This window comes from Zobellella aerophila, from assembly GCF_039539325.1.
GTDB lineage: Bacteria > Pseudomonadota > Gammaproteobacteria > Enterobacterales > Aeromonadaceae > Oceanimonas > Oceanimonas aerophila.
Genome location: NZ_BAABCX010000002.1, coordinates 184,116 through 196,888 on the forward strand (window position 1 = coordinate 184,116; position 12,773 = coordinate 196,888).

10 protein-coding genes are annotated in these 12,773 nt (G+C 60.9%); 2 read left to right on the forward strand and 8 right to left on the reverse strand.

Annotated features, from left to right (window positions below; translation table 11 throughout):
- Positions 1-356: 356 nt before the first annotated feature.
- Positions 357-1,961, reverse strand: coding sequence for a BCCT family transporter (locus tag ABD806_RS08495; protein WP_344956872.1), 1,605 nt, complete (start codon positions 1,959-1,961; stop codon positions 357-359).
- Between ABD806_RS08495 and ABD806_RS08500 the strand changes: the two genes are divergently transcribed.
- Together ABD806_RS08500 and ABD806_RS08505 are read left to right on the forward strand one after the other, a co-directional pair.
- Positions 1,903-2,145 carry a hypothetical protein gene (locus tag ABD806_RS08500; protein ID WP_344958068.1) on the forward strand — a complete coding sequence of 81 codons (243 nt, stop codon included), beginning with the start codon at positions 1,903-1,905 and terminating at the stop codon, positions 2,143-2,145. The two genes, ABD806_RS08495 and ABD806_RS08500, sit on opposite strands and share 59 nt — an antisense overlap.
- A 412-nt stretch (positions 2,146-2,557) precedes the next feature.
- Positions 2,558-3,736, forward strand: a complete 1,179-nt coding sequence (locus tag ABD806_RS08505; protein WP_344956874.1) for a gamma-butyrobetaine dioxygenase — start codon at positions 2,558-2,560, stop codon at positions 3,734-3,736.
- Positions 3,737-3,758: 22 nt separating this feature from the next.
- On the opposite strand, the gene ABD806_RS08510 is transcribed toward ABD806_RS08505, so the two are convergent.
- The 7 genes from ABD806_RS08510 to ABD806_RS08540 form a co-directional block, all read right to left on the reverse strand.
- A complete protein-coding gene (locus ABD806_RS08510) occupies positions 3,759-4,784 on the reverse strand; it encodes a GlxA family transcriptional regulator (protein ID WP_344956876.1) in 1,026 nt (341 codons plus the stop codon).
- A gap of 50 nt (positions 4,785-4,834) precedes the next feature.
- Positions 4,835-6,511 (reverse strand): BCCT family transporter, encoded by a 1,677-nt coding sequence (locus ABD806_RS08515; RefSeq protein ID WP_344956878.1) that lies wholly within the window; start codon positions 6,509-6,511, stop codon positions 4,835-4,837.
- Between the two features lie 118 nt (positions 6,512-6,629).
- Positions 6,630-7,598 (reverse strand): 3-hydroxyacyl-CoA dehydrogenase NAD-binding domain-containing protein, encoded by a 969-nt coding sequence (locus ABD806_RS08520; RefSeq protein WP_344956880.1) that lies wholly within the window; start codon positions 7,596-7,598, stop codon positions 6,630-6,632.
- Positions 7,599-7,645: 47 nt separating this feature from the next.
- Positions 7,646-8,536, reverse strand: coding sequence for a beta-keto acid cleavage family enzyme (locus ABD806_RS08525; protein ID WP_344956882.1), 891 nt, complete (start codon positions 8,534-8,536; stop codon positions 7,646-7,648).
- 506 nt (positions 8,537-9,042) lie between these two features.
- Positions 9,043-10,434, reverse strand: coding sequence for a BCCT family transporter (locus tag ABD806_RS08530; protein WP_344956884.1), 1,392 nt, complete (start codon positions 10,432-10,434; stop codon positions 9,043-9,045).
- A gap of 138 nt (positions 10,435-10,572) precedes the next feature.
- The gene (locus ABD806_RS08535; protein ID WP_344956887.1) at positions 10,573-11,391 is read right to left on the reverse strand and encodes an alpha/beta hydrolase fold domain-containing protein; all 819 of its coding nucleotides are present in this window, start codon (positions 11,389-11,391) and stop codon (positions 10,573-10,575) included.
- Between the two features lie 264 nt (positions 11,392-11,655).
- Positions 11,656-12,612 (reverse strand): GlxA family transcriptional regulator, encoded by a 957-nt coding sequence (locus ABD806_RS08540; RefSeq protein WP_344956889.1) that lies wholly within the window; start codon positions 12,610-12,612, stop codon positions 11,656-11,658.
- Positions 12,613-12,773 lie beyond the last annotated feature (161 nt).

Consider the following 12,773-nt stretch of genomic DNA (forward strand, 5'->3'; position numbering starts at 1 on the left):
ATCACATTATCAATTTCTTGAGTCATGGCTCATAACTCGATTATAAATTCTAAAAAATTAATTTTTATGCCCTTCCCCGATCGCCTCATTTACCTCGCCACAAGTAAAAAACACTTATGAAACAAATAATAAGCACTCTAAGCAGCCACCAAAAAGAAAGAGATAAAACGTCTCGATAAAATAACTTCAGATAGAGAAAAAAGCGCATTTCCGCTTAGTTAAAGTGACTTTATCGACAGGTCTAACAAACCAAGAAAATGTAACAATTAAGGGGGAGCCATGGCCTGGAACCCGATATCCGCTCGGGCCCGAATCAAAACAAGCTGGCGCCCCCTCGGGGCCGCCAGCTCAACGACTTAGGATGCAGGAGGCACCTTTACCTCGCTGGCGGAAGACACTATGCCATCAACCACCACGTCTCCGGCCAAGGCCCGGTACAGGCCCCACATCATCACCAGGATGACGAACGAGAAGGGGAAGGCGGCAATGATCGCTGCCGTCTGCAGCGCCTTGAGCCCCCCGGCCAGCATCAGTATGGCCGCCACCGCCGCCACCGCCATGCTCCACAACACCCGCTGCATGCGCGGCGGATGTTCATTGCCCAGCGACAGTATGGTGGTGACCACCAAAGTACCGGAGTCGGCCGAGGTAATGAAGTAGAGTGCCACCAGCAGGGTGGACAGCACCGCAGCCAGGGAACCCATGGTGCCGGCATCCAGCAGCGCCAGTGTCGCATACAGGGCCGAGGTCACGTTCTCTCCCACCGCCGTTACGATACCGGCCTGGCCAACGGCCGCCACTACTTCCCCGGCAGTATTGGTGACGGTATTGGTCAGCTCCAGATAGAGGGCTGTACCACCGAACAGGGTCAGCCAGAGCATGCCCAGCAGGGTCGGCACCAGCAGCACACCGCAGATGAATTCCCGGATGGTACGGCCCTTGGAGATGCGGGCGATAAACATGCCGACGAAGGGCGACCATGACATCCACCAGGCCCAGTAGAACACTGTCCACCAGGACTGCCACTGGCTGTCTTTACTGGCATCGGTCCAGGTACTCAGGGCCACCACATGGGTCAGGTAATCACCTATCCCCTGCACATAGCTCTGCAGCAGGAAGCGGGTGGGACCATAGCACAGCAGGAACAGCAGGATGGCGGCGGTAAACCACATATTGGCAACCGATAACCATTTAACCCCCCTGCCCAGCCCGGACAGCACCGACAGGGTGGCGATCAGCGAGATCACCACGATCAGGATCAGCTGGCTGCTGGTACCTATCTCCATGCCGAACAGATGATTCAGGCCGGTATTGATCTGGGCAACCCCCAGACCGAGGGAGGTCGCTACCCCGAAGATGGTGCCGAATACCGCCAGGGTATCCACCACGTGACCCATCCAACCATAGATGCGGTTGCCAATCAGCGGATAGAGGGCGGAGCGGATGGTCAGCGGCAGCTGTTTCCGGTAGGAAAAATAGGCCAGGGACAAACCCACCACTACATAGATGGCCCAGGGATGCAGGCCCCAGTGGAAGAAGGTCAGCCGCATGGCCACTTCGGCCGCTTCCGGCGTCATCCCCTCGGTAATAAAGGGGTTACTCTGAAAATGATAGATGGGTTCGGCTATTGACCAGAACACCAGCCCGATACCCATACCGGCACTGAACAACATGGCAAACCAGGAAAACAGACTGTATTCCGGACGGGAGCTGTCGTCTCCCAGTCGCAGGCTGCCGAAGCGGCTGAAGGCCAGCACCACACAGAACACCAACATCAAGGCCACTATGGCAATGTAATACCATTTGAAGTGGCTGAGAATATCTCCCGATATGCTGTCAAATAACTTGGCAGCCGAATCGGGGAAAAAAGCTCCTCCCAATACAAATAAGGTAACGATAATCATGGAACTGATTGTCGCCGCCGGGCTCATTCCTTTCAAAAGTCCATCTTTGCCTAACATAGGACAAGATCTCCGTCGGATAATTAAACAGCTTAACGGCAACCGGGGGCCAAACATCCTGCGGGCCCACCGTTTACCGATGCAGAATTTGCCGATAGCGGCGGAAGGCCGTCGTTATCGGCAAAAACTGGCCTATATCACAACAGCTAAGCCCCGGGCAGAGTTTCCCCGATGCGACACCTGATTATGCCTGGGCGCCCTGCGATTCGCCGACTGTCCTGAATACGACATGAAAGGCAGTGATCTGAGTGGGGGACTCGTATATCTCCCACCGGGCCATAGTTTGTCAGGCAAATACCCCCGCCGGCGCAGGGGGTACAACGGATGAAGATCCCCTCCGGTCAGCGCCTGGAGCTGGATAAAGCGCTCATACTCGGAACCAGATCATGCAACACCTCCTCAAACCGATAGCCGGCCAGGTACTGCGCCCGTTTCTTACTGGTCGGCGGGTAGACCCGAGCCGGATATGCTGGCCGTCCGGGTTGTCGCCCTGTGCCTGTAACATGGCGATCCGGGAACACCGGCTGAGTGGGGTTTCTCCTTACTATCGTTGCCAATGCTGCCGCATGCGCAGCCGTAACGAGGCAGGAGCCCCCATGAATGACACCAGTGCCACTTTCGAAACCGCCGGCTACGGCCACTATCCGGTGAACCACCAGCCGCTCAGCATTGAGACCGGGCCGGACTCTCTGCGCCTGACCTGGGACGATGGTCACGAGAGCGAATTTCACTATCTGTGGCTGCGGGACAATTGCCCCTGCCCCAGTTGCGTATCGTCCCTGACCCGGGAACAGCTGTTCGAAATCTGTGATGTGCCGTTGTCCATCCGGCCGGTGGAGGCGCAGCTGGACGGGGAATATCTTCATATCCAGTGGGATCACGATGGTCACGTCAGTCGCTTCCATCCCGGCTGGTTGCGCAGCCACTGTTACAGCGATCAGGCCCGCGCGGCACGGCAATGGCAACCCGATATCTGGGATCGGGCCACGATAGAAACCAGTCTGCCCACCTATGATTACGCCGCCATGATGCAGGACGATACCGTGCTGTTGAGCTGGCTGCGCAAGCTGCATGATCGCGGCATTTCCCTGCTGCAGAATACCGATACCACTCCCGGCACCCTGCTGCAGGTGGCCGCCCGCATCTCCTTCATCCGGGAAACCAATTTCGGCACCCTGTTCGATGTGCGCGCCAAACCCGACGCTAATACCGCCGCCTACACCACCCTGCGCCTGCCGCTGCATACGGATCTGCCCACGCGGGAACTGCAGCCGGGATTACAGTTTCTGCATTGTCTGAAAAACGACGCCGCCGGGGGCGAGTCGATCCTGGTGGATGGTTTTCGCATTGCCCAGCATATGCGCGAACAATATCCCGACGACTTCGATGCCCTCAGCAGCCTGCCGATGGACTTCTACAACAAGGACCGCCACAGCGATTACCGTTTCCGCGGACCGGCACTGGTGCTCGACGGCCAGGGCAGGGTTGTCGAGGTACGTTTTGCCAATTTCCTGCGCGGTCCGCTGGATGTGCCGGCCGCTCAGGTGGTACGGCACTATCGCGCCTACCGCACCTTCATCAGCCTGACCCGCGAGCCCCGTTTCCAGTTTGAATATCGCCTGATGCCCGGCGACCTGCTGGTGTTCGACAACCGCCGCGTGCTGCATGCCCGCCGGGCCTTTGATCTGCAGCAGGGCCAGCGTCACCTGCAGGGCTGTTATGTGGATCGCGACGAGCTGCTGTCCCGTATCCGGGTGCTGGAACGCACCCTGTAGACTCCCCATACGGATCTGTGGGTCAGGCGGCGCCCCGGCGCCGCTGCTCGCCGGGCGTCATGTCGAAATAACGCCGGTAGCTGCGACAAAAACCGGACGCCGAGATAAAACCGCAGGCATTGCCGACCTCGCAGACGCTCAGATCCGTCTCCTGCAGCAACTGCCGGGCCCGCTCGAGGCGCAACTTAAGGTAGTAGGCCGAGGGCGATGCATCGAGGAAACGCCGGCACAGACGCTCCAGCTGGCGCAGCGAGATAAAGGCACTGCGGGCCAGTTCCGCCGGAGTCAGCGGTGTTTCGATGTGCTGCTCCATCAGCGCCAGCACCCGGCTCAGGCGGGGATGATGGATATTGAGCTGCCGCGGCAGGCCGATACGCTGCCGGTCGGAGGGCGGGCGTATGCCGTTCTTGATGCACTGATCGCAAATCTGCAGCGCCAGTGCGGTGCCCGATTGCTGCTGGATCAGGTGCAGCATCATGTCGGTGGCGGCGGTCCCGCCGGCGCAGGTGATGCGGTTGCGGCCGATTTCAAACAGTTCCGGGCTGATCAGGATATCGGGGTAGGTTTCCTGGAATGCCGGTACCGCTTCCCAGTGCAGGGTAATATGATGCCCTTTCAGCAGGCCCGCCCGGGCCAGCAGGTAGCAGCCGGTATCCAGCGCCCCCAGCAGGCTGTCACGCCGGCGCAGCCGGCGCAGCCAGTCGATGAGTTCGCGACTCTGATGGCGTTCGGGATGGAAGCTGGCGTTGACGAACAAGTTACGCGGCGGGTCGACGGCGTGCATATCCAGGTGTTGTTGCAGCGCCATCTGGTTGCTCGCCATCACCGCCTGGCCGTTCTCGCTCAGACACTGCCAGCGATACAGCTCCCGGCCAGCCAGGCGGTTGGCGATGCGTAACGGCTCTATGGCCGACAGCAGCGACACCATGGCGTATTCCGGCAACAACAGAAAAGAGACGGTGATCACACCGTCATCATCGGGATGGAGAATGGACGGGACAGCCGCGGGGGCGATCGCCGCCGTCCCGGTGGGTATGGTTGCTTGCATATGAATTCCTGATACGGGCCTGCGCCGTGTGCACGCAGGTCCGGGCAACGTCAGTCTTGCTGGGGCGCTGAGGCGCTGGGCGCGGGGCTCGGAGCGCCGAGCTGGCCCGACTCCTGCCACAGGGATTTCAGTACCCCGAAGGTCATGGCCAGGATGACCAGACTCAGGGGCAGGGCCGCGGCCATCAGGGCGGTCTGCAGGGCGTTGAGGCCTCCGGCCAGCAGCAGCACGGCGGCCACCAGGCCTATCACCAGGCCCCAGAACACCCGGAACAGCTGCGGCGGCTCGTCATTGCCCAGCGACAGTATGGTGGTCAGCACCAGGGTGCTGGAATCCGACGAGGTAACGAACCAGCTCATCAGCAGAAACACCATCAGTGCCGAGAGAATCCAGCCCAGGGGGCCGGTACCGGCGATGCCGTCGGAGCTGGCGAACAGCGCGGCGGGCAGGTTCCAGTCCTTGACCAGATCGATCAGGCCGGCACTACCGGGGCCACCTGCGGCGTGCAGTTCCTGCCAGAGCGCGGTGCCGCCGAAGATACCCAGCCAGACAAAGATCACCAGGGTCGGTACCAGCAGCACACCGAGCACGAATTCACGCAGGGTACGGCCCTTTGAAATACGGGCGATGAACAGGCCGACGAAGGGTGCCCAGGCCAGCCACCAGCCCCAGTAGAACACGGTCCAGCCGTTCTGCCAGCTGGCGGGGCCTTCCTCTTCGGGGAACCAGAGTCCCATCTGCACGAAGTTGACCAGGTAATCACCCAAAGACTCGGCAAACAGGCTCAGCAGCCAGGTGGTCGGGCCGCCGAACAGGAAGAAACCGATGACCAGCACCGAGATGATGATATTCCACTCGGAGATGATCTTGATGCCACGTTGAACGCCCGACATCGCCGATAGAATGGAAATCACCGAAATACCGGCGATCAGTATCAGCTGGGTGTTGATCCCGGGATCGACGCCGATCAGCCGCTCCAGGCCCACCGACATCTGGCTGACGCCGAGGCCCAGAGAGGTTGCAACGCCGAACACGCAGCCCAGTACGCCGAGCATATCCACCGCATGCCCGATGGGGCCATAGATGCGCTCACCGATAAAGGGATAAAGGGCCGAACGCAACGCCAGCGGCAGTTTCATGCGGTAGGCGAAATAGGCCAGCGACAGGCCGACGATGACGTAGACCGCCCAGCCATGAAAACCCCAGTGAAAGAAGGTGACGCGCATGGCATCGACGGCCCGGTCGTGGCCGATGGCGGTGGCGCCGGCCATATCGGCGTAGGGGTTGTTGGGATAGCCGAAGGCGCCGCTGTTATCGAGGTAGAAGATGGGCTCGGCAACGCCGAAAAACAGGATGCCAATGCCGATGCCGGCGGAAAACAGCATCGAGAACCAGGCAAAATTGCTGAACTCGGGTCGGGTGTCGTCATCGCCCAGGCGAATGCTGCCATGGCGGCTGAACACTATGTAGCAGCAGGTGGCGATCAGGAACACCACCGTCACCAGGTAGTACCAGCCAAAAGTGGTTTCGATCCAGCCACGGGCAGTGCCGAAGATGCTGCTGGCCAGTTCGGTATTGAAGCCGGTGAAGAGCACGAAGGCGAGTACCAGTGCGGCCGAAGCCACCGTCATGCCCTTGTGCATGCCCTTGAACAGGCCCTCGCGGGCCAGGGTGTCAGACTTGAAAACCTGACTGCCACTGTCTGAAATTTGTTGTTCTATAGACATTCTGTTTGTCTCCGATAAGCCATCATACGGGTCCTTGTATTGCTCTATGGATCAACAGCCTCCTTAAGATTGGGGATAGGTAACAATGGGGCCTGTGTCCTGCCCCATTGCGAGTGTCTCAGCGGCGGATACCGTGTTCGTCGCGGTATTCCTTGAGCGTCTGCATGATGCGGATCAGGCAGTCGTCCCGCTCCTGGATCAGTTCGTTGATCGAGGCACCATTGGCCTGACTCAGGCAACCGGCGACCATATCATCCTTGAGCTGCTGGGTCAGCTCGGGGGCATCCAGCCGGGTCCATGGTTCTTTCAAGGATTCCTCGAAGTGATCCAGCAGATGCGCCATGCCGCCCTGGCCGCCGCCCAGGTGATAGGTCAGGCAGTGACCCATGATGGCCCAGCGCAGACCCGGTCCGTAGGCGATGGCCTTGTCGATGTCCTCGACCGAGCATTCGTTGTTGGCCACCATGTGCAGCGCCTCGCGCCACAGGGCCTCCTGCAGGCGGTTGCCGATAAAGCCCGGCAGCTCCTTGTCCATCTTGGCGACCTGTTTCTCGATCGCCTCGTAGAAGGCCGCGGTCCAGTCGACCACGTCCTGGCTGGTGCGCTCGCCGCCACAGACTTCGCAGAAGGGCACCAGATAGGGCGGGTTGAACGGATGACCGACGACGAAGCGATCGGCCTGCTGCTGCACCTCGACGGCCATGTCGGTCATGGCAAACCCCGAGGTGCTGGAAATAATCACCACTTCGGGCGGGGCGAGCCGGTCGAGTTCTGCGAACAGGCCGCGCTTGGCATTGAGGTTTTCCGGTGTGCTTTCCTGAATCACCTCGACGCTGTTGACCAGCTCTTCCAGGCTGTCGGCAAAGCGCAGCCGCTGCGGGCTCGCGCCCTCGCGCAGGCCCAGCTTCTCCATGGTCGGCCAGATATGGTCCACCATCGCCAGCAGCTTTTCACGGGCATTGGGGCCCGGATCGTAGGCGACCACGTCCATGCCCATTCTCAGGAAATGCAGCGCCCAAGCGCCGCCGATAACGCCGGTGCCGAGTACGCCGGCCTTGGTGACTTCGGTTGGTAAGGGACGATTCATGATATTTGCTCCGAATAGGGTTGGGTGCTGTGTCGTTGCAACAGGTGTTACTGGGTGCCGCGCAGGCGCAGTTTCTGGCGGGCCTCGCCGGGGTTGAGAATACGCGAGCCCATGTTTTCGACGATATTGACGGCGCGCTCCACCAGCTGGCCATTGGTGGCGAACTGGCCCTTACCCAGATACAGGTTGTCTTCCAGACCGACGCGGATATGGCCGCCGAGCAGGGCGGACTGCGCCGCCCAAGGCAGCTGGTTGCGGCCCAGCGCAAAGGCGGTCCAGTTGGTGTTGGCCGGTAGCATGTCGACCATGCCCTTGAGCAGGCTCAGTTCGGGCGGCGTGCCCCAGGGAATACCCTGGCAGATCTGGAACATGGCGTTGTCGTCCAGCAGGCCTTCCTTCATCATCTGCAGCGCAAACCAGAGGTTGCCGGTATCGAAGATTTCCAGTTCGACGGTGACGTCCAGTTGCTGGATACGGGCCGCCGCCTTGCGCAGCATGTCCGGCGTCGAGATGTATACCAGGTTGCTGTCACCGAAATTGACCGAACCGCAGTCGAGGGTGCAGATCTCGGGCTTGAGCTCCTCGATATGCACCAGGCGCTCGAGACCGCCGACCAGATCGGTTTCCGGGCAGAAGGCGGTGGGATTTTCCTCGGGACCTATGTAGAGGTCGCCGCCCATGCCGGCGGTCAGGTTGATGATGACGTCGCAGTCGGCGGCCCGCAGCCGCTCGCAGACCTCGGCGTACAGATCCAGGCGCCGGGAGCACTGCTTGGTCTCCGGGTCACGCACATGCATATGGGCGATGGCGGCACCGGCGTTCCAAGCCTCGATGGCGGCATCGGCAATCTCTTTCGGGGTAACCGGCACATACGGGCTGCGGTTGGCGGTATCGGCCGCGCCGGTAATGGCGCAGGTGATGATGACGTCCTGATTCATACTGTTACTCGCTCCTGTTAGGATTTCGTTGAATGACCGATCGGGAGTCCGGATGCCCGTCACGCCATCGGTTGATGACTAAGTTACTCGCCTGAGATCTCAACTTTTGCCCAAATACGCATCAATGTTACCCATAAGCGAGCACATTTGAGCATTGTCGTAAATCGATACGAGATATCTGTTTGCGTCAGCGGGCCAGGGGCGGACAGAGGGCTAGGCTGGGCTGGTTATGGCGGCTGCAGGAGGTGGTCGAAAGCCGGTACGGCTGATGGTCAGTCGTGAGTAGAAACAGACCCGCCTGTTGCCGCGGGCCCAGGGTGTGTTCGTGATTGTGCTGCAGGGATCGGGCCCGAGCTTGCGTGCCCCTTGGGTCTCGCTGCGCCTCGGGCCACCATGAATGGCGGCAGGGCCGGAACAACAGAAACATGTTCCGGCCCTGCCGTGGAAGGTCTGCCAGCCGAGCCCCGAACTCTGTCTCGACTGGTGCGGTATTCGTATCCGCTATGTTAGTCGGTGGCCGTCTCGCCGAGTTGCCGTGCCGGCTTATCGCGTCTGAGGCGCAGGAAAAAGGCGGCGCCCATGGCGAAGATGCCGAAGGCAACCGGGATGGCCGCCACCGAGATGAGCGTCAGGATAACCTTGAAGATGTCGCCATCCAGCCAGTTGATGACGATGGCCAGGGCAGCCATGGCGACAATCCAGAAGGCCCGAGAGCGCTCTACCGTAAGCATTTCACAGACCAGCCCGGCGGAATCCGCGCTGGTGACGAAGAACAGCAGGATGTTGAGCGCCAGTATGGCCGAAAGAATGCCGTACTGATCCAGGCTGGCCATCAGCTCAAACACATCCTTAGCGCCCGTTTCGAGTCCGCCCAGACCAAATACGGTGAACCACAGGCAGGAGAACAGGCTTGGCACCAGCATCACCCCCAATACCATCTGACGCAGGGTACGCCCCTTGGAGATGCGTGCGATGAATACCCCGGTGAAGACGAACCAGCCATACCAGGAGGCTTCGAAGGCGTAGAGCCAGTCGGCGAGCCAGGCCTTGCGTTCGGGATCGCCCAGACCGATATCGGTGGCCATAGCCGGGTAGCTCAGCAGGTATTCGGGCAACAGCCGGCCAAAGGTCGACAGGATGTCTCCCGGATTGGTCAGCAGCAATACACCAACCATGAGGACGAGGGCGAACAGGGTATTGTAGTTACTCAGCCACTTGATGCCGCGATTCAGGCCGGAGGCGCTGGAGGCGATGGCGAAGCCGGTCAGCACCATGATGATCAGGGTGGGGCTGACGTCGAGCCCCAGGAATTGCACCAGGCTTTGCTGCAGCGGTTCGGCGGCGTAGGAAAAGGTCAGCGACAGGCCGATGACCGTCGACACCACCAGGCTCACCAGGTTGAGCTTGCTGAGAAAGCCGCCGCCCAGCAGGCTCTCGGCGGGTTTGGCGATCTTCAGGTTATACATGGCGTGGGCGAAGAGGACGCCGATGGCGAGATACCCGGCCCAGGCCAACAGGCCCCAGTGGTTGAAGGCGTAGAGCAGCGCCTGATCGGTGCTGGTCCCCGCCTCCACGTGGTAGCGCGGCTCCAGCACGCCCCAGGTGACCAGGCCGATGCCCATGCCGGTGGCGAACAGCATCCCCAGCCAGCTCAGGGTCGAGAATTCCGGAGAACCCTCACCGAAACGCAGGCGTCCGAGCGGCGTCAGCATCAGGAGCATAAACCCGACCGAAACGACGAAGGCGGGATAGGTAAAAATGAAGCCGAAATTGCCGATGACGTTGAGCTTGATGGTATTGAGCAGCGCCTGGAAGGGCTCGGGTGCCAGGGCGGCGAAGCCGATAAGGGCGATGATCGTCACTATGGTGGCGATGGTGGTGCTGAAGTTCCGTTTCATGCGTATCTCTCTTGTGTTTGTCGTGATGGCTGTGGTGAACCGGGGAAGCTGTGGTTAATCGTTGATGGCGTCTCCTTGCTGGGCCGACAAGGTGCGCCCGTCGGCAATGAATCTGAAAAACGGCAAGGCAAGGGCCGGTCAGCCCAGGCGATCCCCAAGGGCCCCGCAGAACCGCAGCCAGGCCTCCGCCATCTCGGGCAGCGACTCGCGGGCATGCAAACAGCCGTGCAACATGTTGGCGGCCAGGTGATAGCCCACGTCGGCGCCGCCCTTGCGCCAGGCGGTGACGGCATGTTCCAGGGGGGCGGTCAGGGGGTCCCGCTCAACCGCCAGCACCTCCACGCATTCGGCGGGAGCACTAAGGCCATCGCCGGCGGGGGCATCCCGCTCGATCAGTGCCCAGGCCGCCAGTACCTCCTCGCGGCTGAGCAGCGGGGCGTCGGCTCCGAGCGTTGCCCGTGCCGGGACGCCCACCAAGGGGTAGATTAGCCCCAAGGGCGGGACCCGCCTGGCGCCGCTCACGGCGTCGAGGATCAGCCGGGCACCGGCGCTGTCGCCCACCAGCGCCGCGGGTGCCAGGGCCTCGAACACCCTGCGGCAGTCATCCATGGCGCAGGCATAGCGCGCTTGTGGCATCAACCGGTAGCCGATGCTGACGACCTCTCTTTCGAGCGCCCGGGCCAGACCCACGGCAATGCCCTGGTGGCTGTCCAGCGACCCCAGGCTGAAACCGCCGCCGTGCACGTAGAGCACCCGGCCCGGGCGGCGGCGCGCGGGGCGGTAACGGCGGACCGGCACGTCCTCGATGCGGGCGTCGCTCAGAGCCATACCGGCGGGGCTCGGTGGGGCGAAGGACGCACAGAGGGCATCGTAGTGGCGGCGCGCTGCGGGAAGCGGCATGCCGCTTATGGCGTCCAAGCCGCGTTGGAAGCGCTGCTCGAAGGTGGCAATATCCATACTGACGTCTCCTGTACCGGGGCATCGGCCATGCCAAAATTGTGTCTTGTTCGCTCTCTTAAGGTTTCGTTGAATGAGCGCCGGGGGTTCGGTGTTCCGTCACACCATAGATTGATAACTAAGTTACTTGCCTGCGCTCAGTTGTTTTGTCTTTATCCGCACCAATATTGCTCAAATGCGAATAATTCCACGTGTTGTCGTAAATGGATAAGCGATGCCTGTTTGCGTCAGCAGGGCGGATGACGGACAGGGCTTTTCGCCTGCTCAGCGTTCCCGGCTGGGATTTTTTTTAAAACGCTGCTGGTAGCTGCGGGTGAAGTGGGACAGGGAGACGAAGCCGCAGGCGATGGAGATATCGGTGACGCTCTGGCTGGTTTGCTGCAGCATCCAGCGGGCCTGGTCCAGGCGCAGGTTGCGGTAGTAGGCGCTGGGGGTCTGCTGCAGATAGTGGCGGAACAAGCGCTCGAGTTCACGCCCGGAGAGCCGCAGCTGGTCCGCGATTTCGCCGATACGCAGCGGCTCTTCGAGGTTGCGTTCCATCAACTGTACCGCCTCGACCAGACGCGGGTTGCGGCTGTCCAGACGCTTCTGCAGCGAGGTGCGCTGGGGATCGCTGTGGGCGCGCTTGTGGGTGTAGATCAGCTCGTCTGCGACTGTGGTGGCCAGGCCATTACCGTGCTGGGTGCCGATCAGATAAAGCATCATATCGAGCCCCGACAGGGCGCCGGGACACGAGAAGCGGCCCCTGTCCACCACCAGCAGTTCCTGTACGAAATCGACCCGGGGATACGCCTCGGCGGTGCTTTGCAGGTTTTCCCAGTGCATGGTTGTGCGGTAGCCATCCAGGATGCCCGCGGCCGCGGCAATATAGGCGGCGGTGTCCTGACAGCCAATATCGGCGCCGTGGCTGGCCTGCTGGCGGATAAATCCCAGCAGGCCAGGGGTGATCCGGGTGTGGGGATCGTAGCCGGAACAGATAATCAGGGTATCGCAGACGGGAAGATCGCGGATGCCGGTGTCGCTCATGATGTCCAGGGCGTCGCTGCTGCGCACCGGCCCCCCCAGCTCAGAGATCAGTTGCCAGCGGTACAGTTCGCGGTTGCTGCTGTGGTTGGCGTGGCGCAATGGGTCAAGCATGGACGTCAAGCCGAACAGCGAGAAGCCGGGCACCAGCAAAAAGCCAATGTGCTGAGGGTAGCTGCGGGGACGGTCTCCAAACATGGGTTCACTCTGTCCTTGAATGTACGGTTGTTGTCAGGTCCTGGTCTGCAATCAGCGATGCGCTCCCCTCCCCCATCTGTTAATCCGTTGGGCTAATAATAGGCGGATTCAGGCAAATTTTTCCGGGCGGGAGGCTTAGTATTGTCCAAAAGGTACACTGG